The sequence below is a fragment of the Vibrio sp. 1F263 genome (assembly GCF_041439035.1).
Classification (GTDB): Bacteria; Pseudomonadota; Gammaproteobacteria; order Enterobacterales; family Vibrionaceae; genus Vibrio; species Vibrio tasmaniensis_A.
In genome coordinates this window covers 62,382-86,186 of sequence record NZ_JBGONI010000013.1, presented here as the reverse complement: position 1 = coordinate 86,186, position 23,805 = coordinate 62,382, and the positions used below count along the sequence as shown (strand labels likewise).

Genomic DNA, 23,805 nt, shown 5'->3' with positions numbered 1-23,805 from the left:
CCCTTATTAAACCTAATTTCATAAACTTCCCGAGATTATTCTCTTTAAATTTGCTTTACAATGTTTTTAAACCAATCTTTGGAAGACTTTAAGAATGCAGTGCAAGAGCTTAGGAATGGATCGTAAAGAACTGTATATCGGTGTGATGTCGGGGACGAGTATGGACGGTGTTGATACCGCCTTAGTGTCGATTGAAGATTCGCGCATCACATTGCTCGCTCATGATGAGTTCCCAATGCCTGATGATCTCAAAGCGCGTCTGCTTGAAGTTTGTATTGGTCAGAAAACGGATTTGATTGCCATTGGCGAACTAGACCACCAGCTTGGTCATCTATTTGCTGATGCTGTTCTGCAACTTCTCGATAAGTCAGGTACGCCTGCATCTTCTGTGACTGCGATTGGGAACCATGGCCAAACAGTATTCCACCAGCCAACCGGTACTTCGCCATTTACCATGCAGTTGGGTGACGCTAATATCATTGCCGCTAAAACAGATATTCAAACTGTTGCCGACTTCAGACGCAAAGACATGGCGCTTGGCGGACAAGGTGCGCCATTAGTCCCCGCGTTTCACCATACGATTTTTCACCCGCGAGACAGCTCGGTTGTAGTCTTGAATATTGGTGGTATCTCGAATATTTCAGTACTGCGCCCGAATCAGCCTACTCTTGGTTATGATACAGGCCCGGGCAATATGTTGATGGACGCTTGGGTTGATACGCACACGGGTGAGAAGTTTGACCGTGATGCGCAATTCGCACTTAAAGGTCAACTCAATCAAGCCTTGCTCGAACAGTTATTAAATGAATCTTATCTATCTCAAATGCCGCCGAAAAGCACTGGCAGGGAGCTATTTAATCTACCGTGGTTAGAGCAACAATTAACAGAATTTAAAGACCTTGCGGCAGAAGATGTTCAGCACACACTTTGTGAATACACTGCATTGACGATAGCGAATGAAGTGGAGACTTATCGCTTGGGTAACCAACCTGCGCTCTATGTGTGTGGCGGGGGTACGAGAAATCCACTGTTGATGAAGAGACTGTCTGAACTGCTTCCTGGCTGGGAGGTTGAGTCAACCACCAGTAAAGGCGTTGATGCCGATTATATGGAAGCTATGGCCTTTGCGTGGCTTGCTCAACGTCATGTTCATCAACTGCCAAGCAATTTACCAGAAGTGACTGGCGCAAGCAGAGCGGCCTCTCTAGGCGTTCTCTATCGTGCTAACTAAACAACTTTAGAACCATCATTTTAGAATCACCATTTAAGGATCATTATGAGTAACGACGCTCTCATATCAGCGCTCTCGCACCTCGTTTCGGAGGGGAGAAACCCTGACACTATGGATATTGATCTACTCACCTCTCTCGAAGTGGTTGAAAAGATTAACCAACAAGACAAACAAGTCCCACTGGCGATCGAAGCCGAATTACCACAGATAGCGAAAGCGGTTGATAAGATCGCTCACGCCTTTCAAAACGGTGGCCGACTGATCTATATGGGCGCTGGCACAAGTGGCCGACTAGGTGTGTTAGATGCCTCAGAGTGCCCTCCGACTTTCGGTGTTTCAGACAAGATGGTTATCGGTCTCATCGCTGGCGGACCCGAAGCTATTTTAAAAGCCAAAGAAGGCGCTGAAGATTCGCTGACTCTCGGTATTGAAGATCTGAATGCAATTCAGTTTTCAGAAAATGATGTCGTGGTAGGTATTGCAGCCAGTGGCCGCACACCTTACGTAATTGGAGCACTCAACTACGCTAATCAAATAGGAGCAGTAACGGTTGCGCTGTCTTGTAATCCTGGCTCTCCGATCGCTGAGATTGCTCAAATCGCGATAAGCCCAGTAGTTGGCCCAGAAGCCTTAACCGGTTCCACACGCCTCAAATCAGGTACCGCGCAAAAATTGGTGCTCAACATGCTAACGACTGCCAGCATGATTCGTATTGGTAAGAGCTACCAGAACTTGATGGTCGACGTAAAAGCGACCAATGAAAAATTGGTTGCCCGCGCTGCTCGTATCGTTATCCAAGCGACGGAGTGTGACAAAGCACTGGCAGTATCAACACTAAAAACGACTGATTACGATGTGAAATTGTCTATTTTGATGATTCTAACAGGGCTAGATTTAGAACTGGCCAAGGCTCAACTTGATCAACAAAATGGCTTCTTGAGAAAAGCAGTCGAGAATAATCAGTAATCTAGATTCTGTTGTGAGCGTTACTCTCGCTACAAAAAAAAGACCAGTACACATACGGCACTGGTCTTTTTAATTTCTAATCGCTAGCTTGAGCTTAGTAGTCGTTAGAAAACTCATCCCAGCCGCGCTGCCATTCCATACGGAAACGTTGAGCGTCTTCCGTACCTGAACAAACGCCTTCATAAACCTGGCCAGATAAACCAATTTGATAAGCATGGTTTGGGTTGCAGTATTCAGTCACACCTAGGTGGTAACCTTCTGTGTAACTCGCTTGATCGACTGCGCCAAGCTCAGTCATCTCTGAATACGAACGCTGAGTGTGCCCTTTAATACCATCACGATAGCCAATCTCTTGCCAATTGCCTTCGGCCGCTAAATCTTGAACATTGGCGCTGCATCCTGCAAGGCTAAATGCCACGGCGAATAGTGCTATTATTTTTTTCATTTCAATCCTTTATATTGTAACTTCACCACTTCCTGACGAAGCGCTGCCTTTGTGGCGATTCTCCGCTGAACACGTACTGATGTCCACTCATTGTCTGTTATTGTCCTCTTAAGCAAGAGAACAAACCGCTCAATCAGTTATAACACCACTTAATTAGCTATTCGACCACTCACTCTCATAGCGGAAGTTTCTTCTCATACACTCCTTTAATATACACCCTGACTTAATTAATACATTCAGGGATAACAAATTATGATGTGGTTTCTTACCTGTGTAGCAGCACTCATTGGTGGCTACTTTATTTACGGTGCCTTTATCGAGAAGATTTTCGGTATCAATGAAAAGCGTCAAACACCCGCTCACACCAAGCAAGACGGCGTGGACTTCGTTCCAATGTCGACGCCAAAGGTTTACCTAGTTCAACTGCTTAACATTGCAGGTGTAGGTCCAATCTTCGGCCCTATCATGGGTGCCCTTTACGGCCCAGCAGCAATGCTTTGGATCGTGCTAGGTTGTATCTTCGCAGGTGCCGTACACGACTACTTCTCAGGTATGTTATCTATCCGCAATGGTGGTGCTTCGGTTCCAACTATCACTGGACGTTACCTAGGCAATGGCGCAAAACACTTTATGAACATCTTTGCCATTGTTCTACTGCTTCTTGTTGGTGTGGTATTCGTTTCTGCTCCAGCAGGTATGATCACTAACCTAGTGAACGACCAAACTGATTTCGTAATGTCTACGAGCACCATGGTTGTCATCATCTTTGCTTACTACATCATCGCAACGATTGTCCCTGTCGATAAAATCATTGGTCGCTTCTACCCACTGTTCGGTGCACTGCTTATCTTTATGTCTGTTGGCCTAATCACTGCGATTGGTCTATCTGACGAGCACCAAATCATGGGTGGCTTCGAGATGAAAGACATGTTCACCAACATGAACCCTAACGATCTACCGCTTTGGCCTGCTCTATTTATTACCATCGCTTGTGGTGCTATCTCTGGCTTCCACGCAACTCAGTCTCCACTAATGGCGCGTTGCATGGAAAACGAGAAAAATGGTCGCTTCGTATTCTACGGTGCAATGATTGGTGAAGGTATCATCGCTCTAATCTGGTGTGCGCTTGCTCTGTCATTCTTCGGTTCAGTTGAGTCTTTGTCTGACGCGATTGCAAACGGCGGTCCTGGTAACGTGGTATACAGCGCTTCATTTGGCCTACTGGGTGTATTTGGCGGTATCCTTGCTTTCCTTGGCGTAGTTATCCTACCTATCACTTCTGGTGATACAGCGTTCCGTTCAAGCCGTCTTATCCTTGCTGAATACTTCAATATGGAACAGAAGACACTGCGTAACCGCCTACTGATGGCTTTACCACTGTTCGTTATCGGTGGCATCCTGACTCAAGTAGATTTCGGTATCATCTGGCGCTACTTCGGTTTTGCTAACCAATCAACAGCAGTCATGATGCTATGGACAGCTTCGGCTTACCTACTTCGTCACAATAAACTGCACTGGGTAACAACGGTTCCAGCTGTGTTCATGACATCTGTGTGTATCACATTCATCCTGAACAACAGCCAACTGGGCTTCGGTCTACCAATGCAGCTTTCAACCATCATCGGCGTGGTGAGTGCATTCGGAATTGCGGCTTACGTTATCAAAATTTCAAAAGGCAAAGGCGATATCGACCTTGCTGATGAAGAAGAAAAAGAAGCAAAAGGCGTCACCAAAACCGCCTAGTTCTTTCAGACTCTTGATAACAAGAGACACGTCTTCATAGAGAGACAAAAGAACAAGCCAAACACACTTCGCTTGCTCCCGTATCACCCAGTAATTCGTGGAAATTAAGACTAAAGCCCGTCCTCTGTGATGGGCTTTACTGTATCTCAGCATTGGTACATCAACATTAGTACATCAATATTGGTATCTCCGCCTGAAAAGCAATCGCAACTCGATATAACTAATGAAAACACAAGCAAAGCTACCGTTACTACGCAATGAGCTTTACACTTAACCAGCGTCTCAATAGGTGAAAATATGGAACTCATTCTCTCTCTGCTGCAACAAACCTGTGTCTACTTAGTGATTGCTTACATGCTCAGCAAGACTCCACTGATTCTTCCTTTGTTGAGCATCTCTTCACGCTTAAGTCATAAAATCAGCTGCTACGTTCTGTTTTCCCTATTCTGTATTATGGGCACCTATTTTGGACTGCAGATTAATGACGCGATAGCCAATACGCGCGCGATGGGTGCGGTCATGGGTGGTCTATTTGGCGGCCCTGTCGTTGGCTTTGCCGTCGGCTTTACTGGCGGTATTCACCGTTACTCATTAGGCGGCTTCACAGACTTGGCTTGTGCTATTTCCACCACAGCAGAAGGCTTGATTGGCGGCCTATTGCACGTTTACTTGGTTAGAAAGAACAAAGCCAGCCAACTGTTTAATCCATTGGTGGTTTTCTCGGTAACCTTGTTTGCAGAGATTATTCAGATGCTAATTCTGTTAGCGGTCGCGAAACCATTCGAGCAGTCCTATGCTCTGGTTTCTGATATTGCCGCGCCAATGATCATTGCTAACTCGGTCGGTGCGGCGCTGTTCATGAGCATCATCCAAGATCGGAAAACCATCTTCGAGAAGTATTCGGCAACTTTCTCACGCCGCGCATTAACCATCGCCGAGCGTTCAGTGGGTATTTTGCATGGAGGATTCAATTCGGATAACGCGCAAAAAATCGTGCGGATCATTTACGAAGAGACCAACGTTGGTGCGGTGGCGATCACCGACCGAGAAAAAATCCTCGCGTTCATCGGCATTGGTGATGAACACCATATTCCGAACACGCCGATTTCATCGCAGAGCACGCTCACTTCGATGGAACAGAACGACATCATCTACCTTGATGGCAAAGAGAATCCGTACCAATGCTCCCTTTCGCAAGATTGTAAGTTAGGCTCCGCGCTAATTATCCCGTTAAGAGCAGGAAACGAAGTCATCGGAACCATCAAACTGTATGAGCCAAAGCTGAAACTATTCTCGACCATCAATATGTCGATGGGTGAAGGTATCGCTCAGCTATTGTCGAGCCAGATCCTGTTTAGTAATTATCAACAACAGCAAACGCTGCTCACCCAAGCGGAAATCAAACTGCTGCATGCACAGGTGAACCCACACTTCTTGTTTAATGCACTTAACACCATCAGTGCCGTTACACGTCGTGATCCTGATAAAGCACGTGAGCTCATTCAACATCTGTCTCACTTCTTTAGAAGTAACCTGAAGCAGAACATCAACACTGTAAAACTCAAAGACGAACTAGCACACGTTAATGCGTATCTAACCATAGAGAAGGCACGCTTTACCGATCGATTAGAAGTGGAATGGGATATTGACCCACAACTGTACGAGTCGCAACTGCCAAGCTTTACCCTGCAACCGCTAGTAGAAAATGCCATCAAACATGGGATTTCTAACATGCTGGAAGGTGGCAAAGTGAAGATCTATAGCGAGGCTTTCAAGGGTGGGGTCAAGTTGACCGTTGAAGACAACGCGGGCAATTATCAGAAGCCATCTCAAGATCACGTTGGATTAGGTATGGAAATTGTTGATAAACGACTCACTAATTTCTTTGGACAAGATTCAGCACTAAAAATAGAATCTCAACCACAGCAATTTACTCGAATGAGCTTTATCATACCTATACTAAAATAAAGGTATTTTCGGAGACGAATCGCTCCGAGTTGAAACATTTAGAAGCTGATATTTAAAAGATAAGCGTGAATCAAGCAGGGATAGAATCAAGATGAAGATTGTAGGATGTTAAAGGCATTAGTTGTCGATGATGAGCTTTTTGCTCGAGAAGAGCTGATTGAACTACTCACTGAAACCGGACAAGTAGAAATCATTGGCCAAGCGAGTAACGCGATCGAAGGACTGAAACAGATCAATCTGCTCAAGCCTGATGTGGTGTATTTGGATATCCAAATGCCGCAGGTTACCGGAATTGAACTGTTAAGCATGCTTGATCCAGACACCATGCCTTACGTGGTATTCGTCACTGCCTACGACCAATATGCAATTCAAGCATTTGAAGATAACGCTTTTGATTACCTACTCAAGCCGGTTGAACCTTGTCGATTAAACAAGAGTGTTTGTCGTCTGAATAAGGTCATCAAGCAGAACCAGAAAGCGCCAGAACAAGATATATCTGCGATCGCTCCCTGCCACTTAGAGCAGATCCCGTGTATCGGCCACAACCGCATTGTGATCATGGCGAGCCAAACGGTCGAGTGCGCCTATTCAGATATCAGTGGTGTACATGTTCGTAGCTCCTCACAAACGGCGACCTCACAGTTGACGTTAAAGATCCTAGAAGAAAAGACCGATTTGATCCGCTGTCATCGACAGTATTTGATCAACATAAAATCGATCCAAGAGATCAAACTGTTAGAGAATGGATTAGCCGAGATCATCACACTTACCGGCTTTGAAGTGCCTGTCAGTCGTCGTTACTTAAAGGCTTTAAAAGAGCAACTCGGTCTCCAGTAACCCCATAAATTTCGACTTTTTTCCAAAGCACGATCAAAAAAGCCAACGCATCAACGTTGGCTTCCTGCTGTTTACAAATCAATACTGTTTGCAAATCGATAGAGTTACGAATCGATCTTGTCACCAATCCATAGAGACTAGTCGACTTGCTTAATCTGCAGCTCTTTTGGTACTTCGAAGAACATATTCTCTTCACGACCTTGAATCTCTTCAACCTCGGTAGCACCCAACTCACGAATACGATCTAAGATTTGGTTTACTAGCTCTTCAGGCGCTGAAGCACCCGCTGTCACACCAATTTTCTTTTTCCCTTCAACCCATTCAGTTTGAATGTCTTCAGGACAGTCGGTTAGATAACCTGGCGTGCCTAGCTTCTCAGCCAGCTCTTTTAAACGAGTTGAGTTCGATGAGTTCTTAGAACCAACAACTATCACGACATCAACATCACCGGCCATCTCGCGAATTGCGTCTTGACGGTTTTGTGTTGCGTAGCAGATATCGTCTTTACGTGGCCCTTGGATCTCAGGGAACACGCGACGTAACTCTTCAATCACATCCGCCGTCTCATCAACTGACAGCGTTGTTTGGCTGACGTAATGTAAGTTACTCGGGTCGTTCACGACTAAGTTCTGTACATCTTCTGGTCTTTCAACCAAGTACATACCGCCAGTTTGGCTAGCGTACTGACCCATAGTGCCTTCAACCTCAGGATGACCAGCGTGACCAATCAATACCACTTCCATATGTTTGCGGCTCGCTCGAGCAACCTCCATATGAACTTTAGTCACCAACGGGCAAGTCGCATCAAAAACGGTAAGTTCGCGCTCTTTCGCTTCTTTACGAACCGCTTGAGAGACACCGTGAGCCGAGAAGATCACGATGTTATCGTCAGGTACTTCACTTAACTCTTCGACAAAAATAGCACCACGCTGCTTGAGCCCCTCAACAACAAAGCGGTTGTGCACCACTTCATGGCGAACATAGATCGGTGGCTGATACATTTCTAGTGCGCGCTCTACGATGCTGATCGCACGATCGACACCGGCACAAAAGCCACGAGGGTTAGCTAACATTATTTTCATTTCATTGCTCATCATTTACCGCGGTACTAAGGTTGTTTCTATAGAGTTCGCTGTCAGCGAGGTTCGCATTCTACAGTGAAGCGCCTAGACAGTGAAGCTCTGGGTTGCATCACACCTGTAAGGCGATATTATTCTACTGTTAAGATAGTGATTAACCGCTAAGATAGCTACTCCACCGTTAAGACAGTTAGTCCACAGCTAAGATGTTAACGTCAAACGTAACGTCTTGGCCTGCTAATGGATGATTAAAATCAACCGTCACTGAATCACCCGCGATCTCAGTGATAATACCTGGAATTTCCATACCATCAGGACCAGAGAAAGCCATAATAGTGCCAACCTCGACTTCAGAATCGCCAACAAACTTAGCACGATCCATATGATGAATATGATCTGGATTTGGCATACCAAACGCGTCTTCCGCCTTCAATTCGATAGACTTTTCAGTCCCCGTTTCAAGGCCAATCAGGCACTGTTCAAAGTTCTCACTTAGGCTGCCATCACCCATCACGAACTTTGCAGGCTTACCCATATTTTCGGTGCTATCGGCAACTGAACCATCCTTCATTTTAATCGTAAAATGTAGAGTTACTGCTGAATCATTTTTAATTGCTGCCACGTTACTTTCCTTAGATTTCTTTATTATTTGAGAATGCATTTTGCTTTGCTCTCATATTAGTTGCAGCATAAAAAAAAGCGCCGTCGGAATCAACCGACAGCGCTTAGGGCTATTCTATTCTGTGAGTCATAGGCTGACTTTAGGACAATCTATTACAAAGCGATTTGCTTGATACTCATTAATGTCTGAGTAGTCTATTGGCTTTCATCTTTCTTACGGAAACCATCTAAGATGATCATCGCGGCGCCGATACAGATTCCCATATCCGCTAGGTTAAATGCAGGCCAGTGGTAAATACCCCAATAGAAGTCTAAGTAATCGACGACAAAGCCATGTACAACACGGTCGAACACGTTACCAACAGCGCCACCAATGATGATCGCATAAGCAATGTTGTTCCACTTATCTGTTGCTGGTAGCTTACTCATCCAGTACGTCAGCATCCCCGTTACCGCAAATGCGATACCCGTAAATAACCAGCGCTGCCAACCACTTTGATCACTCAAGAAGCTAAATGCTGCACCGTAATTATGCACGTACAAAAAGTTAAAGAATGGCAACACCTCAATGCGGTTTGCCCAGCCATAACCCATGTTGTCCATAACAAAGAGTTTGATACCGATATCAGCAAGGAAGACCAGTAGGGCCAACCATAACCAACGCACACCAGATTGTTTTAACGAAACTTCACTCATTTCTATTCCTAGTATTTACGAAGTTGGTATTCACTGTTACTCAATTTAAGTGACCTTGATTACCAAACTTGGCTAAACACATTTCCTATAATTAAAAATAACCCCAGTTGGTACTGGGGCTATGATTTTTACAAAAAGTTCAGTCTTTCTCTGAGTCGTTATGCGTACTTACGCACTTCGCCTTCACCGTCGATGTTCGACACACAACGACCACAAACTTTCTCGTGACCTTCAATTGTGCCTACATCTGGAGTGTGGTGCCAGCAACGGTCACACTTCTCAGCTTCAGTTGCTGCAACTTCAACGTATAGACCTGCAACGTCTGTCGCTTGAGCTGTATCAGACTTATCGCTAAGTGGCTTAACAACCGCAGCAGAAGTGATAAGTACGAAACGTAGCTCATCTTCTAGCTTGTTGATTTTAGCCGCTAGTTCATCGTCAGCGTATAGAGTAACTTCAGCCTGCAGAGCACCACCGATTGTTTTCTCTTTACGAGCATCTTCAAGAAGCTTGTTCACTGCACCACGAACTGACTGGATTTCAGTCCAGAATTCGTTGCTTAGCTCTTCGTCGTCAGCAAGACCAAATAGGCCTTCGAACCACTCGCCTGTGAATACAAACGTGTCGCGTTCGCCTGGCATCTCGTTCCAGATTTCATCTGCAGTGAACGACATGATAGGAGCCATCCAACGAACTAGAGCTTCCACGATGTAGTAAAGCGCCGTTTGACAGCTACGTTGAGCATGGCTGCCCTGCTTCGCTGTGTACTGACGGTCTTTAATTACGTCTAGATAGAAAGAACCCATTTCGATAGAACAGAACTGCATTAGACGCTGAGTTACACCGTGAGTGTTGTACTCACCGTATGCTTTAACGATCTCTTCTTGTGCAGCTTGAGCACGGCCAACAGCCCAGCGATCAAGTGCTACCATTTCTTCAGCAGGCACTAGGTCAGTTTCAGGGTTGAAACCGTTCAAGTTCGCTAGGAAGAAACGAGCCGTGTTACGAATACGACGGTAAGCATCAGCAGAACGCTTAAGGATCTCGTCAGAAACCGCAACTTCGTTAGTGTAATCCGTAGAAGCAACCCATAGACGTAGAATATCTGCGCCTAGCTTGTTCGTTACATCTTTAGGAGCAACAACGTTACCGATAGATTTAGACATCTTACGGCCGTTACCATCAACCACGAAACCGTGCGTTAGCACTTGCTTGTATGGTGCTTCGTCTTTCATCGCGATAGATGAAATCAAAGAAGACTGGAACCAGCCACGGTGTTGGTCAGAACCTTCAAGGTAAAGATCAGCACTGTGCGTTCTTTCTTCATTCGGGAAGTTGTACTCTTCACGAGAGTCAACAACAGAGAAGTGCGTTACACCTGAGTCGAACCATACGTCTAGCGTATCAAGTACTTTCTCGTACTTGTCAGCGTCTTCAGCACCCATCAGTTCAGCAGCATCTACATCCCACCAAGCTTGAATGCCTTTTTCTTCCACAAGCTTCGCTACTTTTTCAATAAGAGCTGGGCTATCTGGGTGAAGTTCTGATGTTTCTTTATGAACGAACAGAGCAATTGGCACACCCCAAGTACGTTGACGAGAGATACACCACTCAGGGCGACCTTCGATCATACCTTCGATACGGCTTTGACCCCATTCTGGCATCCATTCAACACTCTTCGTTGACTCTAGTGCTTTTGCACGTAGGCCAGCTTGATCCATAGAGATGAACCATTGTGGTGTTGCACGGAAGATGATTGGAGTTTTGTGTCTCCAACAGTGTGGGTAGCTGTGCTCGTAAGCGTGGTGATGCAGTAGTGCACCCTTCTCTTTTAGAACTTCTAAAACAGAGTCGTTCGCTTTGAATACGTGCTGACCAGCAAATAGCTCAGTATCTGGCAGGTAAACGCCGTTAGAACCTACTGGGTTAGCAATTTCTAGGTTGTACTTCTTACCAACCACGAAATCCTCTTGACCGTGACCAGGAGCGGTATGAACCACACCAGTACCAGAGTCAGTTGTAACGTGGTCGCCAAGAACAGCAGGAACCGTAAAGTTGTAGAACGGGTGGTTGAATTGAGAAAGCTCAAGATCAGCACCAGTAGCAAAACCAAGGTTATGGAAGTGCTCGATACCCGCACGATCCATTACGTCTTTTGCTAGTTCAGAAGCAACAACGATACGTTGAGCTGGCTGTTCGCCATTCGCTTCAACTTGGATCAATACGTATTCAAGATCATCACGTAGACATACTGCGCGGTTAGCCGGCAGAGTCCATGGTGTTGTCGTCCAGATAACGATAGAGATTTCGCCCTGACCCGCGTGACCTTCCGCTAGAGTAAATTTCTCTAGTAGAGCCGCTTCGTCAGCTGCTGTAAATTTCACATCGATAGATGGAGACACTTTATCTTTGTATTCAACTTCAGCTTCAGCCAAAGCAGAGCCACAGTCAGTACACCAGTGAACGGGTTTGAAACCTTTAAGAAGGTGACCTTTGTCTGCGATTTTGCCTAGAGAACGAATGATGTTCGCTTCAGTGCCAAAATCCATAGTGCGGTAAGGTTTATCCCACTCGCCCATGATACCAAGACGTTTGAAGCTCTCTTTCTGACCTTCAACTTGGCCCGCAGCGTACTTACGACACTCTTCGCGGAATTCTGCCGCTGAAATCTTCTGACCAGGCTTACCTTTCTTCTTCTCAACCATCAACTCGATTGGAAGACCGTGACAGTCCCAACCTGGGATGTACGGTGCATCAAAACCAGAAAGGGTCTTAGATTTGATAATAATGTCTTTAAGAATCTTATTCAGCGCGTGGCCAATGTGAATGTCGCCGTTCGCGTATGGAGGGCCATCATGCAGCACGAAAGATTTTTTACCTTTCTTTGCCTTACGGATTTCGCCGTAAAGATCTTCTTTGTACCAACGCTTCAGCATTTCTGGTTCACGATTTGCCAGATTGCCGCGCATTGGGAACCCTGTTTCTGGTAAGTTCAGGGTATCTTTATAATCACTCATCGATTCTTAATTCCGTTATATTGGGCGAAGTTAGACATTATGTTAATCGGTGGAATCATCCGACTAATTCTTTAGCTGAAGCAGCCACACCCTTGCGGCTTCAGCATCCAATTCTATTTGATTCTTTAATGCGTCGAACGACTCAAACTTTATCTCGTCGCGCAGTTTGTGCAAAAGTCGCACTTCTAACTGTTTACCATATAAATTGGCTTTAAAGTCAAAAAAATGTACTTCTAATTGCTGCCTTACACCATTAACTGTTGGTCGTTGTCCAATATTAGCAACACCACCGACAGGAACACCGTCGATATCTAATGCTTCAACAACATACACTCCCGACACAGGAGAAACACAACGTTTTAATGGAATATTAGCGGTAGGGAAACCGATAGTTCTCCCTAGTTTACGACCATGAGAAACACGACCACTGATACTGTAGTCACGCCCAAGCATGGTAGCACTAGAAGCCAAGTCATTGGCCGCTAACGCATTTCGTATCTCAGTGCTGCTTACTCGTAATTGGTTTAAGCAATAGCTTTGGGTGCTCACCACCTCAAAACCATATTTTTCGCCCGCTTCTTTAAGCATAGCGAAATTACCTGTTCGGCCTTTGCCAAAGCAAAAGTCGTCACCAACCACCAAGAATTTCACACCAAGCTTATCAACCAAAAGATCCTTAATGAACGCTTCCGCAGACAAGCTTGCAAAATACTGATTGAAATTCACACACAACAAACGACTAATCTCTAGCTTGCTCAATTGCACGTACTTATCTCGTAAGCGAGTTAAACGCGCTGGCGCTCGACCTTTAGCAAACAACTCCATAGGTTGCGGTTCAAACGTCATGACAACAGAAGGGAGTCCCAGTGCTGTAGCTTGTTTAGAAACCTGACTCAGAACCTCTTGATGCCCTAAATGAACACCATCGAAGTTACCTATGGTTAATACACAGCCATGATGCTGTGCTTTAATATTGTGTATACCTCGGATCAGTTCCATTGTGATCAGCTAAAACCTGTTATTTGCATCATTTATTGTGTGAAACCGACGGATTATATACTAATCAGTATTAATCTGTCGCTGCTTTTAAATGTTTTACTCGGATACCTAAAACCAGTACCGACACAATATAAGCAAAGCCACCAAGTGCGATCAACCCTGTTAGCGTCAACGCTCTTTGGTTGAAGCTCCAATCAAGCCACAGCTGCATATTGTCTAGTTGCCATAAAATCACGCCAACCATCACAGTTCCAGATACTAATAATTTAAGGCTAAACAACAATGTAGTCTTGGTTAAACGATAAACACCCGCTATATGCAGACCACGATAAAGTAGAGTCATGTTCACGAACGCAGATAACGCCGTTGCGATTGCCAAACCAACATAACCATAGAAATAAGCGAAGATCGCATTGAACACCATGTTAGTGACCATCGCAATGATGCCGTACTTCACAGGGGTTTTAGTATCTTGACGTGAGTAATAGCCCGGAGCCAACACTTTAATCAACATGAAGTTAAGCAAGCCTGAAGCGTATGCCACCAAAGACATGGAAGCCTGCTGTACATCGTGTGGTGAAAACTCGCCACGCATGAAGAGCACCATCAGCATCGGCTTTGCTAAAACAATAAGGCCTAACATTGCAGGAATGCCTAGCAATAAAACCATGCGCACGCCCCAGTCCATGGTATGAGCAAACCCTTCCCCTTGAGCGTCTACGTGTTTACGCGACAAAGCAGGAAGAATAACCGTCGCAATAGCAATACCAAACAAACCGAGTGGGAATTCCAATAATCGATCCGAATAATATAGCCAACTGATAGAGCCGGTTGCTAGAAAGCTGGCAATGAAGGTATCGAACAACAAGTTGATTTGGCTCACTGACACACCAAACAAGGCAGGGATCATTAGCGTGCGGATCTTAACTACACCAGGATCTCTCCAACCCCACTTCGGCTTAACCAACACACCCGCTTTAATCAAGAAAGGCATTTGGAAAAGGAACTGGACTAAACCACCAAGAAACACACCGATGGCCAAGCCAATTTCGGGTTGTTCTAGATTAGGAGAGATAAACCATGCTGAACCTATGATCATTACGTTCAGGAACACAGGGGTAAATGACGAAACCGCAAATTTGCCCATGGTATTGAGGATTGCACCAGATAAAGCAACAAAGGTGATAAACCATAAATAAGGAAAGGTAATCTTGAGCATAAAGCTCGCCAGCTCAAATTTTGGTGCTGCTGGGCCATCATTTAACCAGTCGATAAACCAACCTGCGCCAAACATCGCAGTGATGACACCCGAGCCCAACACCCCGATAACGGTGACGATAGAAACTAGAACCCCGAGCGTGCCCGACACTTTGGCAATTAAATCTCGAGTCTTATCTTTATCACCTGCAGCGTGATATTCCGTTAATACAGGAACAAACGCTTGAGAAAAGGCACCTTCTGCGAAAAGTCGACGTAAGAAATTAGGGATTTTATTAGCGAAGAAAAATACGTCGGCACTCGCTCCTGCTCCCATTAAATTTGCTACTACTACATCACGTACTAGCCCCAATACACGGGAAACAAAAGTCATTGCACTGACAATCAGGCCTGACTTTAATAGTCGTTTACTCACACAAACCTCTGACACTGGTTGATTACTTTCAAGCGAGGATAAATACTATCCTGTCCTAAGAAGCATATTTATTAGCATTGGTCTAAAAATGCTGTTAGAATCCCCGCCATCTTAACCGCGATGACCTTTCCATACCAAAGTTTGTTTGGCTACGATTGGTTTTTGCACAAATCATTTGACAATTAAGCGCCTATGAGGGATAGTCCTCGCCCTTAAATTGTCACCGAACTAAGTTTTTGGGAGTTAGACCTTGGCAAACAGTAAATCTGCTAAGAAGCGCGCTATCCAAGCTGAGAAACGTCGCCAGCACAATGCTAGCCGTCGTTCTATGATGCGCACTTACATGAAAAAAACTATTGCAGCTATTGAAGCTGGCAATAAAGAAGCTGCAACTGCTGCTCTTGTAGAAGTTACACCTCTTCTAGACCGCATGGCGACTAAAGGCCTTATTCATAAGAATAAAGCTGCACGTCATAAGTCTCGTTTCGCTGCTGCAATCAAAGCTCTTTAATAGAAATTTGATTACAACGCAAAACGAAAAAAACCGGCCTCGGCCGGTTTTTTTATATCTAAATTTTGAGTAACACAGAGATTTTTCTTGCTGAGCGCTACTTGGTTTACTTAAAGATATGCGGTTTGCTGATAGGCACTAACGTTCGACATGAAATACTGACACTTCCTTGTGTCGACCCTACCCTGGTAAGAAATCACTGCCCCCCCACCAGCAATAAACTACTTGCAGTACATACCATGCAGTAGGTTAATCATCGCTTTTACTTCTTCACTGCTCAATGTGTAATACACTGTTTGAGCTTCTTTGCGAGTTTCGACCAAACCATCTCTTCTCAACCAAGCAAGATGTTGAGATAAAGCAGATTGACTCAATTCCAACTTGCCACACAACTCCCCAACCGACAGCTCAGTACCATGCAATAGGCACAGAATCTGTAAGCGACGCTCATTGGCCATGGCTTTGAGTAGAATCACAGCTTGTGCTGAATTCTTCTCCATCTCTTTTAAGTTCATAGTTTGGCTCCATACAACCTTTACGCCAAGTCCGGGTTATCAGTATTTCCGGCAGATTATGAAGTCATGATAATCGATATCAATTCATTAACAAACAAGCTCACTCGAACAATTTGCTAAAATCTGCGTCACATACATTTTTTACTGCGGGATGTTGGATCATCCTCTCAGCAAATATGACGTAGTACTCCTCTTTTAACTCCTCGATTCCCCCCAACAATTGCAATGACGTATCTTCCTCAACCTCTGACATATATAGCGTAGGCGCTAAGAAAATAGCGTCGTGGTGGTAACGAGCAAAAGCCTTCATCAATGCCGCGTCATCAAACTCACCCAAAATATCAGGCTTAAGTCCTTGTCTATCAAACCATTGCAGTACTTTACGCCCCATCGAAGTTCGACTTCCTGGGATTAACAGTTTCTTTTGTTCTAATACAGCCGGAAAGTTAACACCTTCCACATTACCTGAACTGAAAAAGCTCATACCACTCTCACCCAACTTCTTACTAAACAGGCCTGGGCTTTGGCTAGAATCCACCGGGCAGTCTGACAAAATCATATCGAGCTTATGCTGAGAAAGTTGTTCAAGTAGCATTTCATGGGTCGATTCAAAGCAGCGTAAATGAATGCTGTTATCGGGTGGGATTGTCGACATCAATATCTTGCTGACTAATCTTTTGGACAGTGCATCCGCGACGCCAACATCAAACAGAATATTGGAGTGCTGGCTATAATTCACGATATCCAGCATCTCGTAACTCAGGCCAAACATACGATCGGCATATTTAAAGACCAGCTGCCCAAGCTCTGTCGGCTCAACACTGCGACCATTACGCTTAGTTAGCTTGCCATCCATACGCTCTTCTAAGGCTTTTATCTGACCAGTTACCGTTTGTGGTGTTAGGAATAGGGCTTCTGCAGCTTTAGTAACAGAGCCTTGCTTGCAAACCATCCAGAAGTAATAAAGGTGGTTATAGTTGAGATGCGACATAAATGTGCCGTAAAAAAGAGAAGATAACCTGTTATATCAAATATGACACCTCCACTCAACAAACTCGGAAAAACCATACCCAACTATCAATTACTACTTATTTTTACGAAGTGTCTGATTTCATAATGTAATATTTCAACGATTATTTTCAATTTTTCTCTAACTTTTAAGATCTATATCACCTATCAAAAATACGAACAAAAAACTTTAAAAACAACAAGTTAAACCACCACTATTTCAAGGCCAAATATTTAAAGAGCAAATCATCACAAAAAAGTCTCACCTAAACCAAAATGTAATATTACTGAAATATTTGTTCTCTAACATCACGCTCAGATTAAACAAACAGACCAAACACAGACTAAAACGGTCCAATGGAGAAAACATTATGAACCAAGCTACTACTGCAGCAGCGCCTATCTCGAGCACAACTCGTTGGCTACGCTGGGCTAACTTGGCATTCATGCTTTACCTACTATTACTTTCAGTTTCAATGGTTGGTACAGGCTTCAAATGGGCAACAGGCGAGCAAGCAAAAGTTCTTTTCGAATTTGCTTCACATCCAGTTGCAGGCTTAATGATTGGTTTAGTGGCAACAGCCCTTATTCAATCATCAAGTACAGTTACTTCAATTATCGTTGGCCTTGTGGCAGGTGGTTTACCTGTTGAGCTAGCAATCCCTATGATCATGGGTGCAAACATTGGTACTACAGTAACCAATACGCTAGTTAGCCTTGGTCATGTTCGTTGTAAAGATGAGTTCAAACGTGCATTCGCAAGTGCGACGATTCACGATTTCTTTAACCTATTAGCCGTTGCTATCTTCCTACCACTAGAGATGGCGTTTGGTATTCTAGAGAAAATTTCTCACTGGTTAGTATCACCGATGCTAGCAACAGGTGATATGAGCATGGGTGGTCTTAACTTCATCAAGCCAATCACTAAGCCTGTTGTAAGTGCGATTAAAGAGCCACTATCAACGTTTGGCGACACTGTTGGTGGGGTTATGCTTATCGTTCTAGGTATAGCGACTATCTTCGTAGCTATCACGGTAATGGGTAAGCTAATGAAGAGCCTAATGGTTGGCCGTGCTCGTGAGATTCTAAAGAACGCAATCGGTCGTGGTCCTATCCACGGTATCGCTTCTGGCTCTATCGTGACTATCCTTGTTCAGTCTTCTTCTACAACAACAAGCTTGATGGTTCCACTAGTAGGTTCAGGTGTTCTTAAAGTACGTGACGTTTACCCATTCACTTTGGGTGCAAACATCGGTACATGTATTACGGCTCTACTTGCAGCTACAGCAGTATCTGGTGAGTTCGCAGTATTCGCACTACAGATTGCTCTAGTACACTTGGTGTTCAACATCATGGCAACGGTATTCATCTTTGGTATTCCGTTCCTACGTGAACTGCCAGTGAAAGCAGCTGACATCATTTCAGACATGGCAGTGAAAAATAAAGCTGTAGTAGCTGGTTATCTTGTTGCGGTATTCCTTGTACTGCCAGGTAGCGTGTTAGCACTGACTGCTTAATAGCAAAACAAACATCGCTTATAGCAAAGCCCGCAACCTCCTAGGTTGCGGGCTTTTTCTTTTCTGAAAGGCAGATGTGGGATGCGAGTGAACGAGTAACGAAAAGCGACTGCCTCTCATTATCTGCGTTTGATATTCAGTATCTCACTGACTCAAATTTAAAGACGCTCTTCGTATCCCGCATCTCGTTTACTCGTATCTAGCTACCCTTCGTATCCCGCATCTAAACAACGCTTACTTACCTTGCTCATTACGCAGATACATAATGGCAACCATGCCAAAGCCGATAAGTTGCCATAGATACTGCCCGTCGCTTGCGCCTGTGATGGTTTGAGTGAAAGCCATACAAGCAGTCACAAATAAAGAAGCAAAGGCAGCATAAAGTAACCACGGACGCTCCTTGCCAGACATGAACTCACCTGCAAATACCGAACGAATAACCAGTAAAAACGGTACACATTGCAAACCAATCAGAATAGGGAACATAAAATCGAATGTTGGACTCAGTAGAGCATGACCGATTTGGCTCTTATCCCAAGTTCCTACAATATAGCCTTTCCAGCCAGCCCAAGTATCACCTGAATAAGCGGTATCTGGCGTAATAAAGCCAAGCACAACGCCCATCACTTTATCAACAAAGCCATTTTTGAACCAAAAGACGAATAAGAAGATCTGAATTGGAATGATCTGAAAAGCAAACTTCTTCAACATGTGTGTACCCCAAATAATTAATGATTTGGTTACCAGTATGTGGAAGTCGATGTTTTTACGCTTGATGCAAGGCAATCGAGCCTGAGTCCAAACAATAATCAAACATGTTGAGAAGCCTGTCGGCACAAGAAAACCTTGCGGAAGAGCCGTTACTATTAGCGGTAACTCAACGTCTTCACTTCAAAGAGAATTATGTGGTTTAGGAAAGGTTTGTTTTTTATAAAGATTCAATAATATCAAACAGTTGGCCATTATACTCTTTTTTCACTTCGGTATAGCGCTGATAGTTGTATTGCGAACCTTCTGGGTTATCCGACAGCTTGTCAGCCACACTAAGTAGATAAAAACTGATAGGGCTCGGTGTACTTTCGGCCGCATAAAAAAGGTAAGGGAAAGCTTGATTGGCATGTTGGTTGATTAACAGTGCAAGACCCAAGGTAAGGTTGGCAATATCACAACGTGGGTTCATCTCAAAGGCTTGCTTTGCCAGTTGCAGTGCATGTTCGCGATCTTCTTGCTCATGACTTTGCAAATAAGCCAAAGATTCCGAATACGACAATAAGGCATTGACCAAATAATTGTCTCTTCCTTGCTGTTGAATCGTATCCAACTGAAGTGCGATCTCTGCAAATGGCTGTCCACCTTTGCCTTGGTAGAAAAGCGATATTCCCTCTGAAATAGCCTTCCAATCGTCGTAGTTATCAATAGAAGTCACTCGATGACTGACGACACCGTATTCTGAACTCATTGGGGCAATAATGGCTTTAATCTCAAGAATCACATCCCCAATGGCATCAAAGAAGTTATCTTGGCTAAAGCTCTTTTCCACTTTCTGGCTTTGATTGGGCTGGCGGTTGTTTTGTATCAGCACGCTCAGTATATAATTACTGCCCTTTTGCTTGAGCCAACCTTTGAGTTCGACACCATTATTGGCAAGTGATTGCTTGCCCTGTTTTGAGAGCTGAGAGAAGTGGTAACCCGATAAATTTCTCGCTGAGTTCAGCCCGTAGAATAGGTAGTTGTACACGCTTTCCGACATCTCATAATCGTCCGCAGAATCGAGTGTTATGTCATGGATATAAACGGGAATCACATCACTTTGAGGCGCAGAAATAACAGCTGTGTCATTGGTTGAGACATCAATTTGCCACGCCCAAGTTGCTATTAAGCCAATAGAGAATACTGCGGTTGTAATCAGGGCAATGGTTTTATTTTTAGGCTTAGAAACAACTTTGATTTCAGGTGGGGGAATTTCTACTACGGGAGTAGTCTCAACGCTAGGCTGAATTATCTCAATATCGAACAGATAACCTTGCTTAGGAATGGTCTGAATGATGCGATACGGACGTACTTTATCCTGAAGCTGACTGCGCAGTAAACTGATGACCTGTCTGACCAAGTTGTCAGACACTTGAGTTCGTTGCCAGACATCAGCAGCTATCTGCTGCGTACTAACCACTTGCCCGCGCTTGTCGATGAAATAGCTGAGCAGCCTTGCTTGTAGTGGCTCTAAATGAATCTCTTCACTATCAATCACCAACTGGTTTTTATCAGGGTAGAAAGAAATAGGAAAGTCGTGTTGCAATACAAAGCAATGCGAGCGAGTCATAGTAGTTCTGTGGTTAGAAAAGACCACTCAAGATTATTGGTTTTACGAATAGTAAGCAAGCCAAGCATCAGAAATAAAAAAGGCTGCGCAGAGGCAGCCTTTCGATCAATCAGTCAGTCAGTCAGTCAGTCAGTCAGTCAAACAAACAAAGCAGATTAGATTAAACCGAGAATGGGTACTTAATCGCTTCGTGGCATTCGTAGCCTTCAACCCAGAAGTCATCCATCGTCACCCACGTTTCCAAATCTTCTAGAGACTTAATCTCAGGATTGATATGGAATGTTGGCCCCGCTAAAGGCTCACGCTTCAACTGGATATCACGCATAGGTGCGAGTTGATCTTCGTAGATATGAGCATTAACCAGCTTGTGGTAAGCCACACCCGCTTTCTTACCCGTGATTTGCGCCATGATTGCTAGGAACACATACACTTGAACCATGTTGAAGTTCAGACCTAATGGAACATCACAAGAGCGCTGAGTACTGTTTAGGTACAAAGTGTCACCAAGTAGAGAGAAGTGATGGCTGTACATACACGGACGCAAACAACCCATGTGGAACTCACCTGGGTTATAGAAGTTTAAGATCTCGCCGCGGTCATCAATACCGTTTGTTAGATCATCAACAATCTTCTTCAGTTGGTCGATATGACCGCCGTCAGGTTTTGCCCATGCACGTCCTTGAACGCCATAAACACGGCCCATGTCGTCTTCACCCTTGCGGTAAGGGTTATTTAGCCATGCTTCATTCAGGTTAGAATTCGCATCCCAAGTTTTAGTCCCTAGCTTACGAAAATCTTCAGCATTGTCGTAACCACGTATATAGCCAAGCAGCTCGGCAACTGCGGCTTTCCAAAAACTTTTACGTGTTGTTACCAGTGGGAATTGGTTATTACCAACATCATATTCAAGGTCAGCATTGATTACGGTTAGGCAGCGCTTGCCTGTGCGTTCATTTTCAATCCAAGTACCGTCATTAACGATACGCTGACAGAGATCTAAATACTGTTTCACACCAATTCCTTACTTCGTTTGTTGTGGTAATTCATCTTTGTAGTGACCACGCTTGTATGCCCAAACCATCATCAACACACCGATGATAACCATTGGCAGTGACAAAATTTGTCCCATAGAGATAAATCCACCGAACAAACCTAGCTGAGCATCAGGTTCACGTACGTATTCAACTAGGAAGCGGAATGTACCATATCCTGCTAGGAATAACCCTGATACAGAACCAAGAGGACGCGGCTTTTTGATGAACCAGTTCAAGATGAAGAACAGTACAATACCTTCAAGCGCCATTTCATAAAGCTGAGATGGGTGACGAGGAAGCGGACCACCGTTAGGGAATACAATCGCCCATGGCACATCAGTCACACGACCCCATAGCTCACTATTCATGAAGTTGCCCATACGCCCCATACCTAAACCAAATGGAACCAATGGTGCAATCATGTCTGCGACACCAAAAAAGGTTCGACCGTTCTTTTTGGCATACCAAAGCATCGCGGTGATCACACCAAGCAAACCACCGTGGAAAGACATACCGCCAGTCCATACCTTAAATAGGTAGAGTGGATCATCAATGAAAAGGCCAAAGTTGTAGAAAAGTACGTAGCCAATACGACCACCCAGTACCACACCTAAAAAGCCAGCAAACAGTAAGTCTGATACTTGCTCTCGAGTCCAACCACTATCTGGTTGATCCGCTCGGCGATTTGCTAACCAAAGAGCAAACATAAAACCAACAAGGTACATTAGGCCGTACCAACGAACTGAGATTGGTCCTAGTTCAATAAGAACAGGATCGATATTTGGGAATTCGATAAAACCCTGAGACATACTTGGCTCTCTATCTAAAATTGAATAACGGTTAACTCAACAGCTAACAGAAAAGACACTACAGCAGCATAGTGGCTGCTATAAACATTAAAAATACCGCAAAGAATTTCTTCAGCACGGGGGTTGGCAATTGAGTGGCCAGTTTAGCGCCAACTCGTGTGGTCAGTACTGAGGTACAAGATATCGCTATCAAAGCCGGTAGATAAACATAACCCAAGCTATACGCCGGAAGATCATCGACAGAAGAGCCATGCCAAATAAAGCCTAGCATTCCCGAAATCGCGATAACACAACCACATACAGAGGATGAGCCTACAGCTTTGCGCATTTCCACACCGTGATGGTTAAGGAAAGGCACCGATAAAGAACCACCACCAATACCAGCCAAGCTTGAAACCAAACCAATACCGCCACCACATAACATGGTTTTAGCTGAACCCGGCATCGACTTTTGACTCTTAGAGCGAATAGACAACAGCATTTGCAACGCCAATACCAAGACAATCACACCAAAGACTTTTGGTAAGTATTGAGCTGGAATCACATCGGCCACGAAAGAACCTAGGAAGCCACCTATCACGACACCTGGTATCAACCATTTAACGACAAACATCTCTACATTACCCAATTTTAAATGGTTAATCGCAGACGATCCCGACGTAACGATGATGGTTGATAACGAGGTAGCCAATGCCATTTGCATCGCAAACTCTTGAGGGATACCCGCTTTAGGAAGCAAAAAGAGTAAGGCAGGAACCACCAGCAAACCACCACCAATGCCCAGCAAGCCAGCTAAAACACCAACAATAGCACCAAGGCCTGCTAGCAAGCCTATCAGTTCATATGACACGTTAAA

General features: G+C 44.5%; 21 protein-coding genes. 7 read left to right on the top strand and 14 right to left on the bottom strand.

The genetic code is table 11. The features are described 5' to 3' along the window. Positions 1-115: 115 nt before the first annotated feature. Positions 116-1,231, top strand: a complete 1,116-nt coding sequence (locus ACED25_RS11060) for an anhydro-N-acetylmuramic acid kinase (protein WP_371695263.1) — start codon at positions 116-118, stop codon at positions 1,229-1,231. A 45-nt stretch (positions 1,232-1,276) separates the two neighbouring features. Continuing rightward, entirely contained in the window at positions 1,277-2,197 is a 921-nt protein-coding gene (murQ, locus tag ACED25_RS11055) for an N-acetylmuramic acid 6-phosphate etherase (protein WP_017077730.1), read from the top strand. Positions 2,198-2,291: 94 nt separating this feature from the next. Here murQ and ACED25_RS11050 read toward each other — a convergent pair whose 3' ends face one another. Continuing rightward, positions 2,292-2,642, bottom strand: a complete 351-nt coding sequence (locus ACED25_RS11050; protein WP_017098352.1) for a DUF2799 domain-containing protein — start codon at positions 2,640-2,642, stop codon at positions 2,292-2,294. Positions 2,643-2,894: 252 nt separating this feature from the next. Between ACED25_RS11050 and ACED25_RS11045 the strand changes: the two genes are divergently transcribed. The 3 genes from ACED25_RS11045 to btsR all read left to right on the top strand — a co-directional run bounded on the left by ACED25_RS11045 (position 2,895) and on the right by btsR (position 7,190). After that, positions 2,895-4,385 carry a carbon starvation protein A gene (locus tag ACED25_RS11045; RefSeq protein WP_017077728.1) on the top strand — a complete coding sequence of 497 codons (1,491 nt, stop codon included), beginning with the start codon at positions 2,895-2,897 and terminating at the stop codon, positions 4,383-4,385. A 297-nt stretch (positions 4,386-4,682) separates the two neighbouring features. Next, the gene (locus ACED25_RS11040) at positions 4,683-6,353 is read left to right on the top strand and encodes a sensor histidine kinase (protein ID WP_108101733.1); all 1,671 of its coding nucleotides are present in this window, start codon (positions 4,683-4,685) and stop codon (positions 6,351-6,353) included. A 105-nt stretch (positions 6,354-6,458) separates the two neighbouring features. Continuing rightward, positions 6,459-7,190: a two-component system response regulator BtsR gene (gene btsR / locus ACED25_RS11035; protein ID WP_065680301.1), complete on the top strand. Its 732-nt coding sequence runs from the start codon at positions 6,459-6,461 to the stop codon at positions 7,188-7,190. 137 nt (positions 7,191-7,327) lie between these two features. Here the strand turns inward: btsR and ispH are convergent, their stop codons facing one another. From ispH to murJ, 6 genes are all read right to left on the bottom strand, one after another. Beyond that, a complete protein-coding gene (gene ispH / locus ACED25_RS11030; protein ID WP_012603278.1) occupies positions 7,328-8,284 on the bottom strand; it encodes a 4-hydroxy-3-methylbut-2-enyl diphosphate reductase in 957 nt (318 codons plus the stop codon). Between the two features lie 175 nt (positions 8,285-8,459). Next, entirely contained in the window at positions 8,460-8,891 is a 432-nt protein-coding gene (fkpB, locus tag ACED25_RS11025; protein ID WP_009848446.1) for an FKBP-type peptidyl-prolyl cis-trans isomerase, read from the bottom strand. Between the two features lie 194 nt (positions 8,892-9,085). Further along, positions 9,086-9,586, bottom strand: coding sequence for a signal peptidase II (lspA, locus tag ACED25_RS11020; RefSeq protein WP_371695262.1), 501 nt, complete (start codon positions 9,584-9,586; stop codon positions 9,086-9,088). A 158-nt stretch (positions 9,587-9,744) separates the two neighbouring features. Then, the gene (ileS, locus tag ACED25_RS11015; protein WP_371695261.1) at positions 9,745-12,603 is read right to left on the bottom strand and encodes an isoleucine--tRNA ligase; all 2,859 of its coding nucleotides are present in this window, start codon (positions 12,601-12,603) and stop codon (positions 9,745-9,747) included. A gap of 63 nt (positions 12,604-12,666) precedes the next feature. Continuing rightward, entirely contained in the window at positions 12,667-13,602 is a 936-nt protein-coding gene (ribF, locus tag ACED25_RS11010) for a bifunctional riboflavin kinase/FAD synthetase (RefSeq protein ID WP_012603275.1), read from the bottom strand. A 70-nt stretch (positions 13,603-13,672) separates the two neighbouring features. After that, positions 13,673-15,235: a murein biosynthesis integral membrane protein MurJ gene (gene murJ / locus ACED25_RS11005; RefSeq protein WP_009848488.1), complete on the bottom strand. Its 1,563-nt coding sequence runs from the start codon at positions 15,233-15,235 to the stop codon at positions 13,673-13,675. 250 nt (positions 15,236-15,485) lie between these two features. Between murJ and rpsT the strand changes: the two genes are divergently transcribed. After that, positions 15,486-15,746, top strand: a complete 261-nt coding sequence (gene rpsT, locus ACED25_RS11000; RefSeq protein ID WP_012603273.1) for a 30S ribosomal protein S20 — start codon at positions 15,486-15,488, stop codon at positions 15,744-15,746. Between the two features lie 221 nt (positions 15,747-15,967). Here rpsT and ACED25_RS10995 read toward each other — a convergent pair whose 3' ends face one another. Beyond that, positions 15,968-16,261 carry a metalloregulator ArsR/SmtB family transcription factor gene (locus ACED25_RS10995; protein WP_009848443.1) on the bottom strand — a complete coding sequence of 98 codons (294 nt, stop codon included), beginning with the start codon at positions 16,259-16,261 and terminating at the stop codon, positions 15,968-15,970. 100 nt (positions 16,262-16,361) lie between these two features. Next, positions 16,362-17,252: a transcriptional activator NhaR gene (gene nhaR, locus ACED25_RS10990; protein WP_009848442.1), complete on the bottom strand. Its 891-nt coding sequence runs from the start codon at positions 17,250-17,252 to the stop codon at positions 16,362-16,364. Between the two features lie 388 nt (positions 17,253-17,640). Between nhaR and ACED25_RS10985 the strand changes: the two genes are divergently transcribed. Next, complete coding sequence (locus ACED25_RS10985) at positions 17,641-18,786, top strand: Na/Pi symporter (protein WP_017102996.1); 1,146 nt, start codon at positions 17,641-17,643, stop codon at positions 18,784-18,786. Between the two features lie 234 nt (positions 18,787-19,020). Here ACED25_RS10985 and ACED25_RS10980 read toward each other — a convergent pair whose 3' ends face one another. The 5 genes from ACED25_RS10980 to ACED25_RS10960 all read right to left on the bottom strand — a co-directional run bounded on the left by ACED25_RS10980 (position 19,021) and on the right by ACED25_RS10960 (position 23,799). Beyond that, positions 19,021-19,497 carry a hypothetical protein gene (locus tag ACED25_RS10980; protein ID WP_371695260.1) on the bottom strand — a complete coding sequence of 159 codons (477 nt, stop codon included), beginning with the start codon at positions 19,495-19,497 and terminating at the stop codon, positions 19,021-19,023. Between the two features lie 217 nt (positions 19,498-19,714). Next, a complete protein-coding gene (locus ACED25_RS10975) occupies positions 19,715-21,106 on the bottom strand; it encodes a transcriptional regulator (RefSeq protein WP_371695259.1) in 1,392 nt (463 codons plus the stop codon). A 160-nt stretch (positions 21,107-21,266) separates the two neighbouring features. Beyond that, positions 21,267-22,118 carry a thymidylate synthase gene (locus tag ACED25_RS10970; RefSeq protein ID WP_009848438.1) on the bottom strand — a complete coding sequence of 284 codons (852 nt, stop codon included), beginning with the start codon at positions 22,116-22,118 and terminating at the stop codon, positions 21,267-21,269. Between the two features lie 9 nt (positions 22,119-22,127). After that, on the bottom strand, positions 22,128-22,949 hold the full coding sequence (lgt, locus tag ACED25_RS10965) for a prolipoprotein diacylglyceryl transferase (protein WP_012603269.1): 822 nt from the start codon (positions 22,947-22,949) through the stop codon (positions 22,128-22,130). Positions 22,950-23,007: 58 nt separating this feature from the next. Further along, complete coding sequence (locus tag ACED25_RS10960) at positions 23,008-23,799, bottom strand: sulfite exporter TauE/SafE family protein (RefSeq protein ID WP_122047549.1); 792 nt, start codon at positions 23,797-23,799, stop codon at positions 23,008-23,010. Positions 23,800-23,805 lie beyond the last annotated feature (6 nt).